Source organism: Thalassolituus pacificus, from assembly GCF_025318105.1.
Classification (GTDB): domain Bacteria; phylum Pseudomonadota; class Gammaproteobacteria; order Pseudomonadales; family Oceanobacteraceae; genus Venatoribacter; species Venatoribacter pacificus.
This window is the reverse complement of record NZ_JAOANI010000015.1, coordinates 120,075-141,931: the sequence shown is the minus strand read 5'-3', so window position 1 is coordinate 141,931 and position 21,857 is coordinate 120,075. Positions and strand designations below refer to the sequence as shown.

21 protein-coding genes and 1 riboswitch are annotated in these 21,857 nt (G+C 52.3%); of the genes, 13 read left to right on the top strand and 8 right to left on the bottom strand.

Annotation, left to right across the window (positions count from 1 at the left end):
• Window positions 1-81 precede the first annotated feature (81 nt).
• Genes NYR02_RS07805 through NYR02_RS07790 form a run of 4 tightly spaced genes read left to right on the top strand, consistent with a single transcriptional unit; the run spans window position 82 to window position 3,184 of the window.
• A complete protein-coding gene (locus tag NYR02_RS07805; RefSeq protein ID WP_260975812.1) occupies window positions 82-1,089 on the top strand; it encodes an ABC transporter substrate-binding protein in 1,008 nt (335 codons plus the stop codon).
• Between the two features lies 1 nt (window position 1,090).
• A complete protein-coding gene (locus NYR02_RS07800) occupies window positions 1,091-1,876 on the top strand; it encodes an ABC transporter ATP-binding protein (RefSeq protein WP_260975811.1) in 786 nt (261 codons plus the stop codon).
• On the top strand, window positions 1,854-2,675 hold the full coding sequence (locus tag NYR02_RS07795; RefSeq protein WP_260975810.1) for an ABC transporter permease: 822 nt from the start codon (window positions 1,854-1,856) through the stop codon (window positions 2,673-2,675). The genes NYR02_RS07800 and NYR02_RS07795 overlap by 23 nt, the downstream gene beginning before the upstream one ends.
• 11 nt (window positions 2,676-2,686) lie before the next feature.
• Window positions 2,687-3,184, top strand: a complete 498-nt coding sequence (locus tag NYR02_RS07790; RefSeq protein ID WP_260975809.1) for a nucleoside deaminase — start codon at window positions 2,687-2,689, stop codon at window positions 3,182-3,184.
• A gap of 92 nt (window positions 3,185-3,276) precedes the next feature.
• On the opposite strand, the gene NYR02_RS07785 is transcribed toward NYR02_RS07790, so the two are convergent.
• Window positions 3,277-6,777, bottom strand: coding sequence for a hypothetical protein (locus tag NYR02_RS07785; RefSeq protein ID WP_260975808.1), 3,501 nt, complete (start codon window positions 6,775-6,777; stop codon window positions 3,277-3,279).
• A gap of 469 nt (window positions 6,778-7,246) precedes the next feature.
• Between NYR02_RS07785 and NYR02_RS07780 the strand changes: the two genes are divergently transcribed.
• Complete coding sequence (locus NYR02_RS07780) at window positions 7,247-8,566, top strand: DUF2254 domain-containing protein (RefSeq protein WP_338055943.1); 1,320 nt, start codon at window positions 7,247-7,249, stop codon at window positions 8,564-8,566.
• Between the two features lie 33 nt (window positions 8,567-8,599).
• Here NYR02_RS07780 and moaE read toward each other — a convergent pair whose 3' ends face one another.
• The 6 genes from moaE to moaA all read right to left on the bottom strand — a co-directional run bounded on the left by moaE (window position 8,600) and on the right by moaA (window position 12,100).
• Complete coding sequence (gene moaE / locus NYR02_RS07775) at window positions 8,600-9,079, bottom strand: molybdopterin synthase catalytic subunit MoaE (protein WP_260975807.1); 480 nt, start codon at window positions 9,077-9,079, stop codon at window positions 8,600-8,602.
• 2 nt (window positions 9,080-9,081) lie between these two features.
• The gene (locus NYR02_RS07770) at window positions 9,082-9,330 is read right to left on the bottom strand and encodes a MoaD/ThiS family protein (RefSeq protein WP_260975806.1); all 249 of its coding nucleotides are present in this window, start codon (window positions 9,328-9,330) and stop codon (window positions 9,082-9,084) included.
• A 9-nt stretch (window positions 9,331-9,339) separates the two neighbouring features.
• Window positions 9,340-9,825: a cyclic pyranopterin monophosphate synthase MoaC gene (moaC, locus tag NYR02_RS07765; RefSeq protein ID WP_145467893.1), complete on the bottom strand. Its 486-nt coding sequence runs from the start codon at window positions 9,823-9,825 to the stop codon at window positions 9,340-9,342.
• A 51-nt stretch (window positions 9,826-9,876) separates the two neighbouring features.
• Window positions 9,877-10,416 (bottom strand): molybdenum cofactor biosynthesis protein B, encoded by a 540-nt coding sequence (gene moaB / locus NYR02_RS07760; RefSeq protein ID WP_260975805.1) that lies wholly within the window; start codon window positions 10,414-10,416, stop codon window positions 9,877-9,879.
• 10 nt (window positions 10,417-10,426) lie between these two features.
• Complete coding sequence (gene mobA / locus NYR02_RS07755; protein WP_260975804.1) at window positions 10,427-11,032, bottom strand: molybdenum cofactor guanylyltransferase; 606 nt, start codon at window positions 11,030-11,032, stop codon at window positions 10,427-10,429.
• Window positions 11,033-12,100 carry a GTP 3',8-cyclase MoaA gene (moaA, locus tag NYR02_RS07750; protein ID WP_260975803.1) on the bottom strand — a complete coding sequence of 356 codons (1,068 nt, stop codon included), beginning with the start codon at window positions 12,098-12,100 and terminating at the stop codon, window positions 11,033-11,035.
• Window positions 12,089-12,261, bottom strand: a riboswitch (molybdenum cofactor riboswitch). It overlaps the preceding gene by 12 nt.
• Window positions 12,262-12,613: 352 nt before the next feature.
• Here moaA and NYR02_RS07745 point away from each other — a divergent pair.
• From NYR02_RS07745 to NYR02_RS07735, 3 genes are all read left to right on the top strand, one after another.
• Window positions 12,614-13,447 (top strand): hypothetical protein, encoded by an 834-nt coding sequence (locus NYR02_RS07745; RefSeq protein ID WP_260975802.1) that lies wholly within the window; start codon window positions 12,614-12,616, stop codon window positions 13,445-13,447.
• A gap of 121 nt (window positions 13,448-13,568) precedes the next feature.
• Window positions 13,569-14,300, top strand: a complete 732-nt coding sequence (locus NYR02_RS07740) for an endonuclease (protein ID WP_260975801.1) — start codon at window positions 13,569-13,571, stop codon at window positions 14,298-14,300.
• Between the two features lie 252 nt (window positions 14,301-14,552).
• Window positions 14,553-15,341, top strand: a complete 789-nt coding sequence (locus NYR02_RS07735; protein WP_260975800.1) for a substrate-binding periplasmic protein — start codon at window positions 14,553-14,555, stop codon at window positions 15,339-15,341.
• On the opposite strand, the gene NYR02_RS07730 is transcribed toward NYR02_RS07735, so the two are convergent.
• Complete coding sequence (locus NYR02_RS07730; RefSeq protein WP_260975799.1) at window positions 15,335-15,958, bottom strand: hypothetical protein; 624 nt, start codon at window positions 15,956-15,958, stop codon at window positions 15,335-15,337. The two genes, NYR02_RS07735 and NYR02_RS07730, sit on opposite strands and share 7 nt — an antisense overlap.
• A gap of 105 nt (window positions 15,959-16,063) precedes the next feature.
• Between NYR02_RS07730 and selD the strand changes: the two genes are divergently transcribed.
• Genes selD through NYR02_RS07705 form a run of 5 tightly spaced genes read left to right on the top strand, consistent with a single transcriptional unit; the run spans window position 16,064 to window position 21,283 of the window.
• Entirely contained in the window at window positions 16,064-17,119 is a 1,056-nt protein-coding gene (gene selD, locus NYR02_RS07725) for a selenide, water dikinase SelD (protein ID WP_260975798.1), read from the top strand.
• A complete protein-coding gene (mnmH, locus tag NYR02_RS07720; RefSeq protein ID WP_260975797.1) occupies window positions 17,116-18,213 on the top strand; it encodes a tRNA 2-selenouridine(34) synthase MnmH in 1,098 nt (365 codons plus the stop codon). Before selD ends, mnmH begins: the two co-directional genes overlap by 4 nt.
• 4 nt (window positions 18,214-18,217) lie before the next feature.
• A complete protein-coding gene (locus NYR02_RS07715) occupies window positions 18,218-19,081 on the top strand; it encodes a putative selenate ABC transporter substrate-binding protein (RefSeq protein WP_260975796.1) in 864 nt (287 codons plus the stop codon).
• Window positions 19,082-19,086: 5 nt separating this feature from the next.
• Window positions 19,087-19,764 carry an ATP-binding cassette domain-containing protein gene (locus NYR02_RS07710; RefSeq protein ID WP_260975795.1) on the top strand — a complete coding sequence of 226 codons (678 nt, stop codon included), beginning with the start codon at window positions 19,087-19,089 and terminating at the stop codon, window positions 19,762-19,764.
• Window positions 19,754-21,283, top strand: a complete 1,530-nt coding sequence (locus tag NYR02_RS07705) for a PhnE/PtxC family ABC transporter permease (RefSeq protein ID WP_260975794.1) — start codon at window positions 19,754-19,756, stop codon at window positions 21,281-21,283. Before NYR02_RS07710 ends, NYR02_RS07705 begins: the two co-directional genes overlap by 11 nt.
• The last annotated feature ends 574 nt before the right edge of the window (window positions 21,284-21,857 follow it).

The following is a 21,857-nucleotide window of genomic DNA, read 5'->3' as shown; positions in this document are numbered from 1 at the left end:
ATTGCTGACAGAGAATAAAACCTGTCCGGTTGATCAGAAAATTCTGCACCGGATAAACGACTTAAAAATCAGGAGAAGACCATGTTAAAGAAACTGACCAAACCTTTATTGCAGGTTACCGCACTGGCGGCTGCTCTGGGCTGCTCGGCCATGACACTGGCGGCAGATAAAGTGACGTTCCAGCTCGACTGGTTGCCCGGTGGTGATAAAGCCCCGGTGTATGTCGGTATTCAGCAGGGTTTTTTTGCGGCCGAAGATCTTGAGGTAAAAATCGCCAGCGGCCGTGGCTCAACCGATGCCGTGACCAAAATGGCAACGGGCCAGTCGGATGTGGGTACTGCCGATATTGGTGCCTTAATGGCAGCCAAAGCGCGTGATGGCGTGCCGGTATCCGCCGTGCTGTCGTACTTTTCTCAGGCTCCCCATGCTTTTTTCACCCTTGAAGGCAGTTCGATTAAAAGCCTTAAAGATGTTGCTGGTAAAAAAATCGCAACCTCACCCTTTACCTCCTCCAATGCATTTTTACCGCTGGTATTAAAAGAAAATGGCATGGCCGCTGACAGTGTGACGCTGGTGAAATCGGATCCGGGTGCGTTAAGCCCGATGCTGATGACTGGCAATATCGAAGGCATTATCGCCTGGGTAACCAACGTGGCGTTATACGAAAAACAAGCAGCAGAAGCCGGAAAAACCCTGCGTGTCATTCCATGGACAGACGGTGGTCTGGATTTATACAGCTCATCGTTACTGGCCGCCGATAAATTCCTCAGCGAACGTCCGGACGTTGCCAAGCGTTTTGTTAAAGCCTTCGCCAAAGCGGTGCAGTTTACCTACGCCAACCCGGATAAAGCCGGTGCCGATATTCACGCCATGGTGCCGGAAGTGGACGCTGCGATTGCGGCTGCACAAATCCGCAGCATTAACGGCCTGGTGTATAACGACGTGACCAGTCACGACGGCTTTGGTGCCTTAACGCCAGAGCGTATGGCATTAACCTGGAAATGGGTATCGCAGGCCAACGATCTCGCGGCCGATGCTATGAACCCGGAAGTCGCTGTTAACCGTGATTTTATGCCGGAGCAAAAGTGATATGACCAAAGCGTCTGAACGTGCCTTTGTGCGCATGGAGCAGGTTGGCCATTGTTATGACCCTGCCGCCGGCAACATGGCCGTACAGCAGATTGACCTGGAAATTCACCGCCACGAATTCGTGGCGGTGGTGGGGCCATCAGGCTGTGGTAAATCGACTCTGCTGCGTATGGTTGCCGGTCTGCTGATTCCGAGCGCAGGCAAAGTGAGTGTGTTTGATCGTCAGGTCACCGAGCCGCGCGATGATGTCGGTATTGTTTTTCAAAAACCCACGTTGTTGCCGTGGCTGACCGTGCGCGACAACGTGTTATTTCCGCTGAAACATAAATACGGATTAGTGACTGCCGCCGATAAAGTTCGTGCCGAAGAGTTACTGGCAATGGCCGGGCTGGCGCAGTTCTCGGCACGAATGCCGGATGAATTATCCGGCGGTATGCAGCAGCGTGTTGGTATTGTCCGTGCGCTGTTATTAAACCCGGATATTTTATTAATGGACGAACCATTTTCTGCACTCGATGCCATGACCCGTGAACAGATTGGTTTTGATCTGCTGGATATCTGGACCGGGCATCCTAAAACCGTGCTCTTTATTACCCACTCGATTTCAGAAGCCGTATTACTGGCCGACCGTGTGCTGGTGATGAGTCAGCGGCCTGGCACGGTACTGGATTTAATTGAGATTGATATTCCGCGGCCTCGCAGTTCAGCCACCATTAACAGCCCACGTTTTGCTGAACTGACGGCACGCATCAGGAAACATATTTATGAGCCAGAAGTCCATGCCTAATAAAACAGCGCTTTCTGATACAGCCACTCTGGCGATTCGCCAGTGGCTGCTGAATTATGCCTCGGCATTATTCTTTATTGTCTTTGTGGTGATGTGGGAGTTGATCTGCCGCTTTGGCAAAGTGCCGGTGTATATCCTGCCGTCACCGGTATCGATTGTGAATGCCTTTTTTGATGTCGAATTCAGCCGCTGGCTGGAGCACTTGTGGGCAACGCTGCGGGTTGCATTAATGGGCTTTGCCCTGTCGATCTGCATCAGCATTCCATTAGCCATTGCCATGGTTCGTTCTGAGGTTTTATCGCGCACCATTTACCCGGCTTTGGTCGTCATTCAGTCCACGCCGGTGGTCGCGGTCGCACCACTGATTATTGTACTGATGGGTACCGGTGATATGTCGCGGGTATTAATTACCTGTCTGATCACCTTCTTCCCACTGGTGGTTTCCACCGCAACCGGCATGCTGGAAACACCGGAAGAACTGATTGAACTGAGCAAATCGTTACGTGCCCCCCGTTACCGTGAAACCTGGCAGATCCGTATTCCGTATGCCATTCCGCATATTTTCAGCGGCCTGAAAGTATCCATTACGCTGGCCATTATCGGTGCTGTGGTGGCTGAGTTTGTCGCTGCAGAAAAAGGCCTTGGTTACTTTATTCAGTTTTCGACGTCGTTCTTTAAAATTCCGCAGGCGTTTGCCGGATTAATTTTCCTCGCGGTAGTGAGCCTGGTGTTATTCAAGAGTGTGCAGTGGGCGCAGCAGTGGCTGTATCCGTGGAGCATTCCGAAGAATAAACGCTGAAAGAAACGAAAGTGAATAAGGTAAACCACGTTATGCAACTGAATGAACAGGATCAGGCATTTATGCGCCGCAGCTTTGAGCTGGCGGCGCAGGCGCGCGAACAGGGGATTCACCCCTTTGCCGCGCTGCTGGTCGACGATAAAGGCAACATTCTGCTGGAGCAGGTGAATGGCTATTTGCCAAAACTGGATATGACCGGCCATGCCGAGCGGGTATTAATGACCCGTGCCAGCCAGGAATATCGCCCGGACTTTCTCGCCAAATGCACCATGTATGTGTCGGCTGAACCCTGCGCGATGTGTGCCGGAGCCGCTTACTGGGCAGGCCTTGGGCGGGTGGTGTACAGTCTGAGTGAGCAAAGGCTGAAACAGATTACCGGTAACCATCCGGAAAACCCGACCCTGGATTTACCTTGCCGGGTGGTGTTTGAATCCGGCCAGCGCAAAGTTGAAGTGATCGGCCCGGTGATGGAAGACGAAGGCGCAGAACTGCATAACGATTTTTGGTAAAACGCCCTTGTATGAAAAGTTGCTGTGTCATGCCCGAGCGGGTACATGACACAGCCTTCATGGTTCTGTCTTAATGGTTCATTATTAATAGCTCAGCTAATAAAACGCGCAACAATATCGCGTATTTTCCGCGCTTTATCTTTGGCGAAAATACTGAGGAAAGAACGGCCATTATTCTGCTCTGCGAGCATTTCTACCAGAGTGGCACGGTTCTCGGTATGCAGGAAGGCGGCACAGGACTTCAGCAGGCCGTCATTGGCCAGCGCCAGTACATAATGCTGGCAGGCTTCGAACTGCTGGTTTTTAACGCAGTACAGCAGGATATGTTCAGGGCGGATATCCAGACGCAGTAACCACAGCAATAAAAAGGCTGCAGCCTGTTCTTCATAGTCGTCTTCATCGGCCTCCAGCATGTCGCTGAAGGTTATTTTTCCCTGTTTAACCTGATCGCTCAGATACCCCTGAACAATAGTGTCACGAACCAGTTTAAAGCCACGGTAATTGTTATTAAAAAACAGCCGTGCCAGACGGTCGCGTTGTGCTTCATCCAGCATCCAGATAAAGCTGTCGACCCCGGTCATGGTGTATTCCGGGGCCTCAAGTTCCAGACCTTCACCCAGCAGATAATGTTCTGCCAGAGTGGCGGTTTGTTCATAAGCGGCATTGCCGTCGAGATAATTCAGAATCTGCTGATAAAGCTGTTGCAGGCAGGCTTCGCTGTCGAGTAATTCGTTTGCGCGGGCCATAACCTGCGAGCGGTCAATGCCTCCTTTAAACAGCAGTACATCACCGCGGCACTGGTGCAGTTCTGCCTGCTGCAGTTCAGGGCCGGCGAATATTTCGTAGCAGTCGCCGATATCTTCAACCAGCCACACGCCGAGCCAGGTCATATCACCGGGAACAAAATCTTCCCGTGTGTGGTAGTCAGCCGTAATACGCAGTGGTTTTTTGCTCAGCACTTTGCTGTCGCAATTAAGCTGGCTTACGCCTCTCTCGCTGGCCAGAATGCTGTGCCAGTGCTTCAGGCTCAGGCACAGGCACAGGTTACGCTTCAGTGTGTAGCGGAAGTCGTGTTGCAGCTCGTCATTATTGCTGTAACTGAAGCGCGGATGGCGCAGTTCCAGCAGCCGATAAAACTGAATTTTATCGGCCTCGTTGATATAACGCAGTCCGTGTTGCAGCTCCTGCGCCAGCTTACGGCTGCGACTGCCGAACATTGAGGTGTCGGTATCATCAATGGCGGCATACTGAACAAGCCAGCTAACGTATTTTTCGGTGTGGTAAGACGGCTGGCACTGGCTGAGCTGGAAGGCCATTAAATACCCCTGATTAATTCCGGCTTTTTCCAGTGCTTCGTAATGATTGATTTCCTGCAGTACATCTTCAAATTCCACATCGTAGCTGTCATCAGAAAATGCCTGCATCACCAGCCGGGTGACCCGTACAGGGGCCAGTGCGATCATCAGTTTCCAGATGCGCTTGGCTGGTACGCTGCAGGGCAGAGGCAGACACTGTAGCCAGAAGCAGATTAACAGTATGCGCTGGTAATCATCGTCGTGGTCGTTGAGAAAGTAATAACCATTCTGGAGTTCGCTGAACTGATTAAACGACAATGAGCTGCGGCGGGTACAATCGTCACGCTGGGCATAGCGGTTGATCAGGTCGATCATCTGTTGCTGATTTAATACCGGTTGCTGTGCGCAGAAATAATCGCGGAAAAGCTGTACCTGTTCCGCACTCATACCACGGCCTTCCGGGCAGTAATGACCGCCCTCAATATAAAAGCGTTCTAATGACAGGTTTGCCGCTTTTAACCATACATTGTCCTGCTGCAGGTATTCAGCCAGAACCGGAGTCTGCTCATCGGAAAAATTCTGCTGCCAGTCGTTGTGCAGAATAAATGCCATCAGAGCAAAGTGGCCGATCTCGAGATCGCTTTGTGCTGCTTCGTCTGCCCAATGGGCAGGGTTGGCCAGAGTACGCTCTGAGCTGATAAGCTGTTGCGCCCGCTGCAGCAGCGCTTTAACCAGGCGCTCATCCATATCGCAGAATTCGTCCAGCAGGCTGTGCAGCACTTTCTGTTGCAGCGCTTTTTCCTGATCTTCGGCCGGAATGCGGCTGAAACGGCGGAAATATTCGGCGGTGGTTAACAGTTCATCGTCGTCGACCAGACGTTCGCGCATGCCATCGGGAAATTCATTCTGCTCCAATACCCGGTAAAAAATATCCAGCAGGCGCAGGTATTGCTGAGCGCGCTGCTCTTCACTGTCGGAGGCTAATACATCGGCAAAGTCTTCGGCGTCTTCATCATCGCTTTGTAATTCGCGGCGTACGCTGTACAGAACGGAAGGCAGGTCATCGCAGATATCTTTGTTGCTGTCACCAAAGATCAGCTCATCCTGTAAATCACGGTAAAATTCCGGCGCTGCATTTTTGGCCAGTGTTGCAAGTTCAGTGACGGGTAATTGCTGCAGGGCATCCTGCTGGCTGCCATCATAAACGTAGTGCCACAGTGCTTTGCCCTGAGGCAGAGCGAGGATCAGCGGTTTAACCCTGCGCAGACCATCACCCCAGGCATCCTCCCGGTCCATGGATTCCCGTGTGCGCAAATCACTGGCGGAATAGCAGAATAACGGCGTGCTGCTTTGTGCCTGAATTCTGTTCTGCAGATCCAGTGCTTCGTCTTCAAGGCTGGCATGAATAAAATGCTGCTGGGCAAATTCTGCGCAATCTTCATCATCAAAACGGTCACCATCCATCGGCAACAGCGTCAGATAAAAATCCAGTACCGGGTTGTGCGCCTCGTCATCATGATGGACCGATTCCATCATTTTCGGTGTATCGAGCAGACGGTTCTGCAGAGCCTGTTTAAACCACAGATATTCCTGCGGGTTGGCACGCAGGTATTCTCCGAGAGGCTGATAATGGCTTTCGTTACCCCACTCGTGACCAAACATCTGATAACGGAACGGGTCGTTATCACACCAGATATAGGCACTGATAACCTCGCGGCACCAGCCATAGCGATGTACAACATCGGCAAGAAATTTATGGTACTCGCCGGCGTGTTCATCATCCCAGTAAGGGATAAAAAACTGAGCCAGTAACGGCAAATAATTCAGATCGCTGCGCGCCAGAATATACAGGGCTTCGGCACCGAATACATTCATATCATCAAGCCACATATCGGCCGTATCGTTATTGTCACGGGCATAGGCAACGATACTGCGGGCACAATGGATAACCTGTTCTTGCAGTTGTGGAAACTGTAGCGCTAACGCAAATAAAATGGGTTCGGAGATATACACCGGGTCATTATCTTCGATTGCCTCATGGGAAGATTCGCTGTAACCATCCGGCGTCAGACTCAGCGCGTCTCTGACATAAGTGCGCAGTGTTTCATCGCTGATATCACTCAATTGCAGGCGATGTTGGTTATCGCCCTGAACAGCAACAAATTCGATATTAAAAACCTGCTTCCTGAAGGCACTGCCATCTTCCAGATGCTGCTGGTACTGCAACAGCGCAGCAGCAAGCGACTCACTGTCGTGTGGATTAAAAGCAATAAGAATGGATTTATCGAACTGATGCATGGGGTTCCCTGTGTGGCAGCGGTCTGACAAGAAACACGATGGTACTGTGCTGACTGCGCTTTTCAATGATAGTGATAGCTTTCTCAGAAGTGGGAATGATAGCAGAGGATGCTCTTTGCTGGGGTGCAGAAATGCTAAAAACAGTAACCTTCGGTAATGTCGGAGTCAGACTCACGGGGCCATCGGTCATGCTCTTAAGTGATTGAATAGCATGAAGTTCTCAGGTTTAAAGTCTGGCATCAAAGTTAAGGAGATTCTGCAGCAATCACGCGAAGCTATGCAGAATTATTCAGCGGCACTCGAAACATTAATGTGCGCAGTCAGACTAATATCGTGTTATATGACCTGTTAGGGTATATCGTTATTCATAGGCTCCTTAAAAGAACGAGCAAAGACTTACGGTAAAAATGATCTTTTTAATGGTCAGGGATTACTGTCTTAAAAATATTACCGGTGATTGTCGTATAGCATTTTATGCGATGCAATCCGGTATGCAGGAGCGACTCTGAAATCTGTTATTTCACTGGACCGGATTCGTTTTATTTTCAGCCGCTTACGTGAACACCTTTGGGCCCGACCATTAGCCATCTGTTTGTTGTCCATTGGTGCGGCCTTTATTGCTAAGCTTGCAGATGACACAGGTTTATCGCAGTTTGCGCCCAGTATCGCGCCGGAATCGATCGAAACCTTGCTATCGATAATGGCAACCAGCATGTTGGTAATCGCCACCTTTTCGGTTGGCTCGATAGTTGCGGCTTACGCCTCGGCGAGCAGTACGGCAACACCACGCTCTTTTGGTTTGGTTGTTGCCGATGATGTTTCGCAAAATGCTCTGTCGACGTTTGTTGGTGCGTTTATTTTCAGTATTGTATCGCTGACGGAAGTTAAAAATAACTATTTCCAGGCTGCGGGTCTATTTATTCTGTTTATTCTGTCCGCCATTGTATTCGGTATTGTGATTATTACGTTTGTGCGCTGGGTTGACAGTATTGCCCGTCTGGGACGCGTAGGGTCGACCATTGATAAAGTTGAAAAAGCCGCCAGTGCTGCTCTGAAACGGCGACATAATGATCCAACATTGCGCAGTGTGCCGGTACAGACGCGCGAAGGCGGGCACGCGGTGTTTGCTGCTGTTGTGGGTTATGTGCAATACATTGATATTGCTGTGCTGCAGACGTGGGCAGAAAAAGCCGGTGTTCACGTAGTGGTTGCTGCATTACCGGGCACGTTTGTCGCTCCTGGCCGGCCTCTGGCTTATATCCATGCGGATGATGGCGAAGAAAGCGGGATTGACTGCAAGCATCTGCCTGATTCATTTAAAATCGGATCTGATCGTCTTTTTGCCGACGACCCACGGTTTGGATTGGTGGTACTGTCGGAAATCGCCGGTCGTGCATTATCTCCGGCAATCAATGACCCAGGCACAGCGATTGATATTATAGGTACGCTGCTGCAGTTGTTTGCTTTATGGAGTGAGCCTGCTGCGGAGCGCGACGAACCCGCCGCCAAATATGACCGGGTGGAAGTGCATGAAATTTCTGTGCGCGATATGTTTGATGATGCATTTACCGCAATTGCCCGTGATGGTGCGGGGATGGTTGAGGTCGCGGTACGTTTGCAAAAGGCGTTGAATAGCCTGGCATCAATTGGTAATGCCGATATGCGGGATGCTGCACGGTATCATGGGCAATTGGCATTAAAGCGTGCAGAAATTGCAATGGAAGTGGCAGAGGATCTGGCCATGGTCCGGCAGGCCGCAACCTTCACAGAGAAAAACGCAGCACTTTAATGCGGGAATGTCATCGCTGTGTAGTAATTGAATTTATTTCCACTTATCCAGCGCCTGTTTGTCTTTATCCAGCGCTTCTACCCAGCGCTCACCATCGCTGGTGACTTCTTTTTTCCAGAAGGGCGCACGGTTTTTCAGGTAATCCATTATGTAATAGCAGGCATCGAAGGCGGCTTCACGGTGTGAGCTGCTGACGCCAACAAACACAATCTGATCGGAAATCGCCAGGGTGCCAACGCGGTGTATCAGGCGCACGCGGTTAACTGGCCAGCGGCTACAGGCATCTGCGACGATCTGCTGCAGCGCTTTTTCGGTCATGCCCGGATAGTGCTCCAGCGTCAGGCCACTCACTTGCGAGCCCTGATTCATTTCACGTACCAGTCCGGTAAAGAACACCACGGCACCGTCACTGCGGTTATCTTTGCGCAGCTCGGCGTATTCGTGGGCAACGTCGAAATCCGCCTGTTGCACCGCAATATAGTGTTGGCTGTTGCTGGCGTTTTCTGCACTCATCGTCAGCCTCCGGTCACCGGCGGGAAAAATGCCACTTCATCACCGCTGTTAATCACGGTGTTTTCATCGTTGATTAAGGTTTGATTAATGGCAGCCAGTGCGCGGCCTTGTACGAACAAGTCTGCCTGCTTCGGAAAATGCTGTATTAATGCTGCACGCACGGTTGCCAGGCTGGCCGGTAACGGCAGGGCGATATCACATTGGGCGCAGCCAAGCTGTTCGCGCAGGGCAGCAAAAAAAAGAATATTCATAAACAGATTTTATCCTGTGCTGTCGGCCTGCCAGTGACCGGTTTTTCCGCCCTGTTTTTCCAGCACACGAATGCCTTCGAGTACCATGGCCGGATCAACGGCTTTGCACATATCAAACAGGGTGAGCGCGGCGACAGATACGGCGGTAAGTGCTTCCATTTCCACGCCGGTCTGGCCGGTGAGTTTGGCCAGACTGGTGATACGCACCCGGTTGTGCTCGGGTTGTGCTTCAAAATCGACGGCCACTTTACTCAGCATCAGCGGATGGCAGAGCGGAATCAGCTGGCTGGTCTGTTTGGCCGCCTGGATGCCGGCAATGCGCGCGACGGAAAACACATCGCCTTTATGATGTTCGCCGGCAAGAATTTTCTGCAAGGTGTCGGCGCTCATGCGCACGTAACCTTCGGCCCGTGCTTCACGCACCGTGGCGGCTTTATTGCTGACATCCACCATGCTGGCTTCGCCGCGCTGGTTAATATGGGAAAATTCACTCATAAGCTTTCATTCTTAAATAGTCACTCACAATATTGGCGGTATTTATGTGCTTTAACCGCGGCTGCCGCAGTTTTCGGTATTTTTTAACTGCGGCACAAAGTTACACGGGCGGTGACGGCTGTCGAGCTGGGTCTGAATAATATCGTTCCAGGCGGTACGGCAGGCGTTGGTGGAACCGGGCATGCAGAATACGATGGTCTGGTTGGCCAGCCCGGCAATGGCACGGCTCTGAATGGTGGAGGTGCCGATCTGGTTGTAGGAAATCTGGCGGAACAGTTCACCAAAACCATCCACGGTTTTATCCAGCAATGGCGTTACCGCTTCGGGGGTGGAGTCGCAGCGGGTAAAACCGGTACCGCCGGTAATCAGCACCGCCTGGGTTTTATCGTCGGCAATCCACTGGGATACGGCGGCACGGATTTTATAGACGTTATCTACCACGATTTTTTTATCGCTTAAAAAATGCCCGGCATCGGTCAGTTTTTCGACCAGCAACTGGCCGGAGGTGTCGGTGTCTTCGGTGCGTGAATCGGACACGGTTAATACGGCGATATTCAGCGGAATAAAATCTTCGGTAAAGGTTTTGGCCATAATGATTTCCTCAGTGTTCAGCCCATTCGTCCGGTGTGTTGGTATTGGTCAGTGCATGATTGCCGGGAGAGGGCAGCTGCACGTTGTCAAAGGTATGAATTAACGAACCGACGGAACGCCGTGCCGCCGGATTCTGCAGTTGTTCGTTCAGCCAGTGCAGCAGTTCCTGACTGACTGGTAAATAAAGTGGCAGGCAGATCGGTAAAGAATCCTGCTGATAGCAGGCGGCTTTATTGGCCGCACGTCCGCTGCTGATCAGTTGCTGTAAATCCTGACTGCGGATATGCGGCATATCGACCGGCAGCAATATTAATTCGTCAATCTGATCGTTCAGTGCTGCTTTAACTGCGGCCTGAATACCGGCCAGCGGACCCGCATCAGATATATCATCAGTCAGTATTTTATAGTGACACCCATCAGGTGCCGATAAACCCAGTTCTGCCTGGTGCGTCTGGCGGCTGAGCCAGAGCGCAGCTGGATTAAGTTCAATTAACTGTTGCCAGTTACGCTCGCCCAGATGACGAAAACCATTCACCGGCAGCAGGGCTTTATCCTGTCCCATACGCTGTGACGAACCACCGGCCAGTAATACGGCAGCAAGTTGTGGCGTGCTCATTCAGCCGCCGATCATCGCAAAGTGAGATATCGCGCCGGTGCGTCCGGCCTGCAGATAATGACTTTCTTTTTTCTGGCCGAGCAGGGTGCGGATATGCTGCTGTATGTCAGCACTGGCATAATGCAGCAGTGGCCGTAATTCATGGCCTTCTTCACCGAATAAACACAGGTGTAATTTGCCCTGGGCAGAAATACGCAGACGATTGCAGCTTTTACAGAAATCCTGACTGTAAGGCATGATCAGACCTATCTGTCCGCTGAAATCCGGGTGATAAAATTCCTGTGCCGGCCCGTCGTGGCTGCCGCGTAATTTTGGCTGCCAGCCATCCTGCAATAACTGCTGCTTAATATCTTCGCCACGCACATGTTGAGCGGCAAAAAATTCGGCGTTGTCGCCGGTTTGCATCAGTTCGATAAAGCGCAGGGTAACGGGCGTGGTTTTTAACCAGTTTAAAAACTGGCTAAGGCCGCTTTCATTAAAGGTTTTCAGCAGTACCGCATTCACTTTGATGCGGGTTAAGCCAAGCTCACGTGCACGTTCAATACCGCTGAGAATTTCCTGCAGCTTGTCGTGGCCGGTAATGGCCTGAAATTGCTGCGGGTCGAGGCTGTCGATACTGACATTCAGCTGGTCGAGTCCGGCGGCTACCCAATCATCAATCTGTTTACTTAAACGATAGCCATTGGTGGTGAGGGCAGCCTGTTCGATTCCCGCAGTGTTTTTCAGGATGCGGATAATTTCCGGCAGATCTTTGCGCAGGCTGGGTTCGCCGCCGGTAATGCGGATTTTACGTGTACCAAGGGCGGCAAAGGTTTGCGCCAGCGTGGCAATTTCATCCAGGCTGAGCGGTTCGGGCGTGTCACTGCACTGGTAGCCATCGGGCAGGCAGTAATTGCAGCGGAAGTTGCAGACATCGGTTACCGACAGACGCAGATAGCTGAAGCGCCGGCCATGGGTATCCTGCAGCGTGGTGTCTGATGATTGCGGCACAATGCCGCTGGCAGACGCCGGGGCTGGCGGAATGTCGGCAACAGGCCGCAGGGGAATCAGCGGTTGTTGCGGTGTCATTGTTCACCTTTCCAAGTGTGGGAGGCCCGGGCATTTCTTTGCGGACCCTGGTGGCCGGACGCTGTGTGGTTACAGAGCGTGGCGGCCACGGCTGACTCACCCTATTGCTGGTCTGTACAGACCCGTAACGTAGGCGGGGCAGCTCGGTGGTTTGCGTTCAGTGTATGAGGTTTGCAGGAAAAGCAGAAGGCGAAATGTGCCACTTTTACCGGCTGTTTCAGGATTGGCAGGAGTGACGGCCGGGCTGCTGAAGGGCGTAACCGCACGGGTTAACAGTCTGTTGCGCATTTGCATCAATCCTGTTGATGGCCCCGATTGCCCGCAGGCCGGGGCTTGCACCATTGTCCCGGCTGATGGATCAGGTTGTTCTTGTCAGACTTATTAATTGTCTTATCAGTGGCTGTTAAGGTGCGCGCCTGATGAGACCGGTTGGTATTTCCAGCGGCTTCTGCTGCTGGGCTCCCCATACTGCCGGTCTCTGCTGTTCTCTCTTCTTATTCTTGGCAGTTACTTATGTTTTCAAAATTTCTGCGCCAGCGGATGGCCCTGCTGTTGACGCTTAGCGCGTTGGTTTTTTCATCATTCTCTGTTCAGGCGGCCACCACTCTGCGTACTCAGGGGCAGTGGTATGGCTACTGGGGCTGGAATAATGCGACCTATTCTAACAGTGATATTCACTTTGACGGCGATGACCACGATTTTACGCTGTACAACGTGAAGGCCCGTGACCGTCAGAATCAGGTGTCGTGGGACGAGGTATTCCATTCGTATCTGAACCCCGGACGTCTGACCATTCCACAGTACAACTGGCGCTTTGGGTATTTTGTTGCTGATAACTGGTCGGTATCGCTGGGTTTCGATCATATGAAATATGTGATGGTGGAAGATCAGACCGTGGATATCAGCGGTACGATTAACCGTCCGGGGTTTGAACGCACCGATCCGGCCCGTGGTCAGCAGAAGCTCAGCGATGATTTTCTCACCTACGAACATACCGATGGCTTTAACATGATCTCGCTGGAGACTGAGCGTTTTCTGCCGCTGTGGTCCTGGGGCAATAAAATGGATCTGGCGGTGTTTGCCGGTGTGGGTGCCGGTATTCTGTACCCGAAAAGTAACGTTAAATTACTCAGCGGTGAGCGTAACGACGAGTGGCATGTGGCCGGTTATGCGACCACGGTAAAAGTGGGTGTGGAAGCCACATTGTGGAAAGGCTTTTTCTTCCGCTTCCTGGGTAAGTACGGGCATGCGGATATGGATGATGTCCTGACCAGTAACAAAGGCGATAAAGCCGATCAGAGTTTTTACTTTGATGAGTATATCGGCGTGTTTGGTTATCGCTTCTGAGGCGAGCAGCTTCTTAAATGGGCTGGCGCAGGAGCTTTACGCACACTCACACAGCAAACCGTGACCGCTTAAACCGCCAGTGGTACATTGCGCGCTGCGAAATCTGAGGCCGGAAATGATCATGCGCTTTACTGTCAGGCAGTGTGCGGTTGCCCTGTTGTTGTTTTGTTTATTACCTCTGCAGACGGTGCAGGCCAATCAGGCTGATGGCCTGCAATCTGGCCCGCAATCCTTCCGTGAAGCCAAGCGTATGGCGGCTAAGGTGTACGCCACTCTGCCCGGTGGCCAGCGCACCTTTTATTGTGACTGTGCTTTTTCCGGCAAACAGATCGATGCTTCGGCCTGCGGTTACAGTGCGCGTAAAAATGCCAAACGCGGTGCACGGCTGGAATGGGAGCATGTGGTTCCGGCCTGGGAGTTTGGCCATCAGTTGCAGTGCTGGCAGAACGGTGGCCGCAAGAACTGCAGTAAAAACGATGCGCAATTCCGCCGTATGGAAGCCGACCTGCATAATCTGGTGCCCGCGGTGGGTGAATTAAACGGCGACCGCTCGAACTACCGTTATGGCATGCTCGAAGGCGAGCCGCGGGTGTATGGCCGTTGTGATTTTGAGGTTAATTTCAAACTGCGCCGCGCCGAACCAAAAGACGACCGTCGTGGTGATGTCGCGCGTATTTATTTTTATATGCGTGACCGCTACGGCCTGAAAATCGGCCGTCAGCAAACGCAGCTGTTTAACGCCTGGCATAAGCTGGATGCGGTGGATGATGCTGAACGGGAGCGCGACCGCCGCATCGGCGCGCTGCAGGGCAATGGCAATTGCTATGTGCGTGACTGCAATATAAAGCGATAGCGCTTCAGCGTTTTATAATGTTGTTTTCTTAAGGCATTGCTGAGTTCTTCAGGGTGCCTGCCTCCTTCTTCAGCGCAGCCTAAGCAGCATGCCTTATGGCTGCTGATCTTCCAGTGGTCATTCCTGTATTCCGTCTTCCATTTTCCAGCGCTGAACTATTGTTTCTTAATCATCCTTTCTGACGCATTGACGCTTGCCACTGTGGTGTTGCTGGTCAGTGATTCAGAGCCCGGTTCGTAACAGGAGGTGGTTATGCGTTTGTGGTGTTTGTGTGTGTTGCTTGGGCTGGCACTGAACGCCGGCGCTGACTCTGTGGCCGGATTTACGGCCAGTCATATCAAAATGGTTAACGTGGTGGCACCGGAGTGGCCGGAGTACAGCAATAAAGATGGCAGTGGCCTGTACTGGGATATTCTGCGTGCAGTGTATGAGCCCGCCGGTATCCGCGTTAAACCGTCCACCGTTCCCTGGAATCGCGCGTTGAAGATGGTCACCGAGTATCGGGTATACAACGCGATTATTGGCGAGACCCGCAACAGCAGCGAGCCTCTGCTTTATCCGCGTTATGCCATCGATGTGGAGTACCTGTCGGTTATGTATCCACTGACGGCGCGTATTAACTGGCAGGGTATGAATACGCTGAAGGGGAACACAATAGGCTGGATGAAAGGCGTTGATGTTATTCCCGCCAAGCAGCGTAATTTTACCCTGCGCGAATACCGCAGCAGCGCCGAAGGCTTGCAGTGGTTACAGCAGGGCAAGATCGACATGATGGTGGATGAATGGGATGCCATCCAGCTGGCACTGGAGGATGCCGGTGTGGGCATGGATTATTTTGAAGTGCGCGATATGCCCAACGGCCGTGATGTATATGTCGCCTTTGCTGAAGGAGCGGTGTCGGAATACCTGATCAGTGAATATAACCGCCGCATTCCGGAGCTGGTGGCCAGCGGTGAGTTGCAGTCGCTGTACCGTAAATGGCAGGCGGGCGAGATGCCCGCGCAGGTAAAGGCGCTGCTGAAAACGGCCAGCGCTCAGTAGGTCAGGCCAGCACCAATAATCGGCATGCAGGCGGAGCTGTCACCCAACTCGAGGCAGGTGGCGCCAAGATTAAAGGTGACCCGCTTGCGGTGTATTTTCATGCCGACGTCAGCTTGCCAGTATGAGTAAACGCTGCTGTCTGAAACAATGTCGAACCACAGATCGTCTTTATCTTCGCTCGACAGGTTGTCTGGCCCATCCCAGTAAACCCGGTTGTAGCGCAGATTACCGTACCACTCCGCCTTACCTTTGCTGTAGCTGAACAATGGCCCCAGATAAAAGCCCTTGCTGTTCGCCAGGTCGGTGGCGCTGAACAGTCCGACCAGCCCGGCTGCTGACCAACCCTGTGCCTGATTTAACAGACTGTGCTTAATCCAGATGGATTGGTTCATGGTGATCTGTTGCTCAATGGCGACACCGGCGTCGGTGTTTTCCCCCAGAGCCGCTGCAAAACTGACAGAGGTTGCCGGAGCGATATGAGCGCTGAGCTGGACATTGTCTTTGCCTAAAGAGCGGGCGCTGGTGGGGGTTGTCAGGGGCGCGACAGAACATGCACTGAGCGTCATAACCACCAGACTGAGGATTGGCAAAAGAAGCGTAGGGCGTTGGAAATTCATCGTGGTTTGCAGACCGGTAAAGGCAAAGGCGGCGGATCATACTCCCTGTGCCTGAACGGTACATTAACGTATCATTCGGCCCTGGTTTTCTTTACCGGGGGCAATATGAGTTCACAGGTTTCTGCCGACAATATCCGTCTGACCGAATACAGCCATGGCGCCGGATGCGGCTGCAAAATATCACCTAAAGTGCTCGACAGCATTCTGGCCTCGCAGCTGACATTGCCCACCGATGCCAATCTGCTGGTGGGTAACAGCAGCAAAGACGACGCTGCCGCTTACGATATCGGTAACGGTCAGGTGATTTTAAGCACCACCGATTTCTTTATGCCCATTGCCGATGATCCCTTTGATTTTGGCCGTATCGCCGCGACCAATGCCATCAGCGATATCTACGCCATGGGTGGCAAACCGTTAATGGCGATTGCGATTCTTGGCTGGCCGGTGAATGTGCTGCCGCCTGAAGTCGCGCAGCGCGTGGTCGACGGTGGCCGTCAGGCCTGCGCCGATGCCGGCATTATGCTGGCCGGTGGTCACAGTATTGATTCGCCGGAACCGATTTTTGGTCTGGCAGTGACCGGTCTGGTACAGAAAGACAAACTGAAGCAGAACAACACCGCAACCGCAGGCTGCAAACTCTATCTGAGCAAGCCACTGGGTGTGGGCATTCTGACCACCGCGCAGAAGCAGAAAAAACTGCGCCCGGAGCATGAATTCCTTGCCCGTGACGTGATGTGCCAGATGAATAAAGTCGGCGCCGACGTCGCACAGCTTGAGGGTGTGGAAGCCATTACCGACGTTACCGGTTTTGGTTTAATGGGGCACCTGCTCGAAGTGTGCGAAGGCAGTGGTGTGAATGCGGTGTTGTACGAGCAACATATTCCGCTGTTGCCACCGGTACGCGACTATATTGCCCAGGGTTGTCTGCCCGGCGGCACCACCCGTAATTTTGATTCCTATGGCGATAAACTGGCGCCGTTAACGGATGAGCAGAAAGCGCTGTTCTGCGATCCGCAAACCAGCGGCGGTTTACTCATTGCCGTACAGCCAGAGCAAGCCGCAGCACTGGAACAGGTATTAACCGCCGCCGGGGTATACGCGCAGTGCATTGGTGAATTGATTGCTGCCCGCAGCGATTACCGCATTGAGGTTAAGGCATGAGCCGGGCGGACAGCCAGGATTTTACCCGTCTGTTTTTAACCGACACGCCGATGATGGATACCCGCGCGCCTCTGGAATTTAAAAAGGGGGCGTTTCCGCATACCGTCAGCCTGCCGCTGATGACCGACGCCGAGCGGGCGAAAGTCGGTACCTGTTATAAACAGCAGGGTCAGGATGCCGCCATTGTGCTGGGCCATCAGCTGGTGGGTGGCAAGGTAAAACAACAGCGGCTGGAGCAATGGCTGGAGTTTGCCCGTCAGCATCCGGATGGTTATCTCTATTGTTTCCGTGGCGGCCTGCGCAGTCAGATCGTACAGCAGTGGCTGAAAGAAGCCGGCTGTGATTACCCGCGCATTACCGGTGGCTACAAAGCCATGCGGCGTTTTTTAATTGATACGCTGGAGCGCATTGCGGCGGATGGCCAGTTCCGCGTACTGGCGGGTCATACCGGCTGCGCTAAAACCGATTTATTAAATGCCCTGCCGCACAGTATTGACCTTGAAGGTATTGCTCATCATCGTGGCAGTACCTTTGGCAAACGCCCGACCGGGCAACCATCGCAGATTGATTTTGAAAATAAACTCGCCGTGGCGTTATTGCGCCAGAATCATGCGCACCCCGAGCGCAGTATTCTGCTCGAAGATGAAAGCATGCTGATTGGCCGCTGTGCGATACCGGAAAGCCTGCGCCTGCGCATGCTGGCCGCACCACTGATTATTGTTGAAGCCTCGCTGGAACAGCGGGTGGAACACAGCTTCCGTAATTATATTCTGCATAAACTGCAGGAGTGGCAGCAGGCTGAAGGCGAAGAGGCCGGTTTTGCTGCGTTCCGTGATGACCTGACCAAATCGCTGCAGAAAATTCAGCGTCGCCTCGGCGGCGTGCGCTATCAACAGCTTGATGATTTATTGCAACAGGCGCTGAACGAACACGAGCAAACAGGCGATAACAGCCTGCACCGCGAGTGGATACGCATTATGCTCAGCGACTATTACGACCCGATGTACGAGTACCAGCTGACGCAAAAAAAAGGCCCGGTTGAATTCCGTGGTTCGGCGGCTGACATTAACGACTACCTGAAAAATAATGAGTAAAACCATGAAAAAGACCTTTAAGTTTGCCGCAGCAGCAGGCCTGCTGCTCAGTGCCTTTTCCACATTCGCCGATACCTTCGTATTTACCGCCATTCCGGATGAAGATGAATCGCGCTTACAGCAACGCTTTAATAAAGTGGCCGATTATCTTTCGGCACAGACCGGCGCTGAGGTGAAGTACATTCCGGTAAAATCCTACGCCGCTGCTATTACTGCATTCCGTAACGATCAGGTGCAGCTGGCCTGGTTCGGTGGTTTATCCGGCGTGCAGGCGCGTAAGCTGGTGGCTGGTTCTGAAGCCATTGCTCAGGGCTATGAAGATCAGTTCTTTAAAACCTATTTTATTGCCAATAAAAGCGCTGGCCTGAATGCAGAAGAAACACTCTCTGCAGCACTGAAAGGCAAAACCTTTACCTTTGGTTCCAAAGGTTCTACTTCTGGTCGTTTAATGCCGGAGTTTTATCTGCGCGAACAATTTAACGCGGCCCCAGAGGATATTTTCTCGCGCGTTGGTTTCTCCGGCGATCACAGCCGTACCATTGCTCAGGTACAGTCCGGCGCTTACCAGGTCGGTGCGGTTAATTACACCGTCTGGGATAACGAGCTGGCGGCCGGCAATATCGACCCGGAAAAAATTCAGGTGATCTGGACCACGCCAACGTATCCGGATTATCAGTGGACCGTTCGTGGCGATGTGGATGCCCGCTTCGGTAAAGGCTTTAAAGAGAAAATGCGCAAAGCCCTGCTGGAAATGAAAGATAAAGACCTGCTTGCCAGCTTCCCGCGTGAATCTTTTGTTCCGGCCAGTAACGACGATTACGCGCCGATTGAAAATACCGCCCGCGCGATTGGCCTGCTGGAAGACTGATAACCATGAGTGTGAACGCGGATGCCGCTATCCTGTTTCAGTTACAGCAGTTTGATCTGACGCTGGGTAAGCACCGCGTTCTGCATAACATTAACCTGACTGTTCGTCAGGGCGAAAAAATAGCCATTATTGGTCCCTCCGGTGCCGGTAAATCCAGCCTGCTGGAAGTTCTGTACCGTCAGCAGCCACAGCAGATTGCCCTCTGCCCACAGCAGGGCGGGCTGGTGGATATGTTGTCGGTGTATAACAATATTTTTATGGGCGGGCTGGAGCGCCACAGCAGTGTTTATAACCTGCTGAATTTAATCCGCTCATTTAATACCCCGCGCGCCGAAATTCAGCAGCTGTGTAACGAGCTTGGCTTGGAAGATAAACTCTGGCATTCGCCAGACCGGTTATCCGGTGGGCAACGTCAGCGGGTGGCCGTTGGCCGCGCGCTGTATCGTCAGCAGCCGGTATTTCTTGGCGATGAACCGGTCTCTGCCCTCGACCCGCTGCAGGCCGAGAATATTCTGCAGTTATTAATCAACCGGCATAACACCCTGCTGATCAGCCTGCATAACCGCCGACTGGCACTTGCCCACTTTGACCGTGTGCTGGCGTTACGCGCCGGTGAACTGGTTTACGATGGCCCGGCCGCAGCATTAACCAGCAACGATCTGGACGCTTTTTATGCGTCCTGACAGCGACGCCTTAGTACTGCTGAACCGTTTACCCGGCGTGCGCCCGGCGCACAGCAGTGGTCGTCGTTTGCGCCGTATTTCACTGTTATTTATTGCGATTGCTCTGGTCTGTCTGTTTCTGGCTGATCTGGCGCTTTATCCGACTGACCCATGGCGTGAACTCGGGCGTATTGGCTGGGGCTTTATTACTCCGTACTGGGCTGACAGCAGTACTCTTTTCAGTGCGCTGGGCCAGACCGTTGCCTTTGCCTTGCTGGCGCTTATTATTTCGGTGCCGCTGGGTTTAATACTGGCGGTGTTTTATTACTGGCGGCCGGTGCGTATGCTGGCGGCGGCGGTGCGCTCGGTACACGAGATATTCTGGGGGCTGCTGTTTATGCAGCTTTATGGTCTCAGCGCCACCACCGGCTTACTGGCGATTTTAATTCCTTACACCGGTGTTTTTGCCAAAGTATTTGCTGAAATGTTTGACCGTCAGGCGCCACAGCCAACGCTCGCGGTATCGCCACTCAGTTCCCGTATCAGCCGCTATGCCTACACCTTAATTCCACAGAGCCTGGGCGAGATGCGCAGCTACTGCCGCTATCGTTTTGAGTGTGCATTACGCTCCAGCGCCATTCTTGGTTTTATTGGTTTGCCAACACTCGGCTTTCATCTGGAAACCGCTTTTAAACAGGGGCAATACAGCGAAGCCGCGGCTTTGCTCTGGGTGTTTTTTATATTAATTGCCAGTATCCGCTTCTGGTTACGTGGCTGGTTATTACCTGTCTATGCGGCATTGGCGCTCTGGTTGTTACCCCAGTCGCCGCCACTGGGCAGCAGCTATGCGTGGCAGTTTATCAGTCAGGATATCTGGCCACGGGCATTACAGCAGGGTGATCTGAGCGCAGCCGCGACCTGGTACTGGCGCGAATTCAGTCAGGTAGCCTGGCCGGCATTATTGCAGACGCTGTACCTTACCCAGATTGCTCTGGTACTGACCGGTGTGATTGCACTGCTGTGTTACCCGCTGGCCAGTCAGGCGATCAGTGGCAGGGCCATGCGCTGGCCGGGGCGGTTATTACTGCTGATTATGCGCTCTACGCCGGAAATGATGATCGCCTTTATTCTGCTGTTACTGCTCGGGCCTTCCGGCTTACCGGCGGTGCTGGCGCTGGCATTACATAACGGTGGTTTAATTGCGTTCCTGCTCGCCAACCACAGCGAACAGCAGCCACAGCGTGCCGATGATCCGAAGGGGATTAACCGTTACCTGTATCTGCATACGCCACGCTTATATCCGGGGTTTCTTGCGTTTCTGTTTTATCGCTGGGAAGTCATCCTGCGCGAAAGCGCGATGATGGGAATTTTAGGTATTGCCACGATTGGTTTTTATATCGACTCTGCGTTTGAAGAAATCCGTTACGATAAAGCCTTCTTCCTGATTGTGGTTGCCGCCGCACTGAATATTCTGATCGACAGCTTGTCGCGCCGTATTCGCCGCCGGGCCGGTGCAGATTTGTCGGCTGGTGTGGGCTGAATTGATTTATTATTAAACTTGATCATAGGTGAGTTGGTTTTCTGGCGTTTACTTTATGCTGAAAGTAATTTGATGAAAATATTCGTTTTGCGCACAACGTTGTTATATCCGGTCGGAGTCTTTTGATGTTCCGGTAGCATTTCAGACTTCGGTTAAAATAATAATTATCAATACAGCCTGGTTGTCGCTGTCATTCAATAATATTTATTTAGGTTAAGCTTGGTATATTATTTCGCAGTTTATCTTGCAGGTTGTCGGACAATTTTGTTTGTTATTGGGTGCATCCGTTGGTGCGTAACCTCTGCTTATTAATGCTTGTTCATAATGCACATCATCGCATTCGTTACAGCAGTGGAATAGATAAATGATACGGGCTTTCGTCCTTCCCGCGCGCTTCTGAGATATTTATGTACCGCCATGCCTACGTCAGGCAAATAACATTCACGCCAGGATTGTATCAGTCATGTAAATGCTAATGATTGTGATAATAAGCGGTTGCGATATCTATATGTTGGGGAGGCAGAATATAGCGATAACCTCAGGGACTGGTGAGCAATGAGGACGATATAGTCTC

Bases quoted from the DNA above. Each gene is read 5' to 3' on its own strand.
- NYR02_RS07805 (WP_260975812.1), top strand. From the start codon at position 82: ATGTTAAAGAAACTGACCAAACCTTTATTGCAGGTTACCGCACTGGCG.
- moaE (WP_260975807.1), bottom strand. From the start codon at position 9,079: ATGAGTGCAGAAAACGCCAGCAACAGCCAACACTATATTGCGGTGCAA.
- NYR02_RS07735 (WP_260975800.1), top strand. From the start codon at position 14,553: ATGCGTTTGTGGTGTTTGTGTGTGTTGCTTGGGCTGGCACTGAACGCC.
- NYR02_RS07705 (WP_260975794.1), top strand. From the start codon at position 19,754: ATGCGTCCTGACAGCGACGCCTTAGTACTGCTGAACCGTTTACCCGGC.
- moaC (WP_145467893.1), bottom strand. From the start codon at position 9,825: ATGAGTGAATTTTCCCATATTAACCAGCGCGGCGAAGCCAGCATGGTG.
- NYR02_RS07800 (WP_260975811.1), top strand. From the start codon at position 1,091: ATGACCAAAGCGTCTGAACGTGCCTTTGTGCGCATGGAGCAGGTTGGC.
- NYR02_RS07715 (WP_260975796.1), top strand. From the start codon at position 18,218: ATGAAAAAGACCTTTAAGTTTGCCGCAGCAGCAGGCCTGCTGCTCAGT.
- mnmH (WP_260975797.1), top strand. From the start codon at position 17,116: ATGAGCCGGGCGGACAGCCAGGATTTTACCCGTCTGTTTTTAACCGAC.
- moaB (WP_260975805.1), bottom strand. From the start codon at position 10,416: ATGGCCAAAACCTTTACCGAAGATTTTATTCCGCTGAATATCGCCGTA.
- NYR02_RS07745 (WP_260975802.1), top strand. From the start codon at position 12,614: ATGTTTTCAAAATTTCTGCGCCAGCGGATGGCCCTGCTGTTGACGCTT.
- NYR02_RS07795 (WP_260975810.1), top strand. From the start codon at position 1,854: ATGAGCCAGAAGTCCATGCCTAATAAAACAGCGCTTTCTGATACAGCC.
- NYR02_RS07770 (WP_260975806.1), bottom strand. From the start codon at position 9,330: ATGAATATTCTTTTTTTTGCTGCCCTGCGCGAACAGCTTGGCTGCGCC.
- moaA (WP_260975803.1), bottom strand. From the start codon at position 12,100: ATGACACCGCAACAACCGCTGATTCCCCTGCGGCCTGTTGCCGACATT.
- NYR02_RS07730 (WP_260975799.1), bottom strand. From the start codon at position 15,958: ATGAATTTCCAACGCCCTACGCTTCTTTTGCCAATCCTCAGTCTGGTG.
- selD (WP_260975798.1), top strand. From the start codon at position 16,064: ATGAGTTCACAGGTTTCTGCCGACAATATCCGTCTGACCGAATACAGC.
- NYR02_RS07740 (WP_260975801.1), top strand. From the start codon at position 13,569: ATGCGCTTTACTGTCAGGCAGTGTGCGGTTGCCCTGTTGTTGTTTTGT.
- mobA (WP_260975804.1), bottom strand. From the start codon at position 11,032: ATGAGCACGCCACAACTTGCTGCCGTATTACTGGCCGGTGGTTCGTCA.
- NYR02_RS07710 (WP_260975795.1), top strand. From the start codon at position 19,087: ATGAGTGTGAACGCGGATGCCGCTATCCTGTTTCAGTTACAGCAGTTT.
- NYR02_RS07785 (WP_260975808.1), bottom strand. From the start codon at position 6,777: ATGCATCAGTTCGATAAATCCATTCTTATTGCTTTTAATCCACACGAC.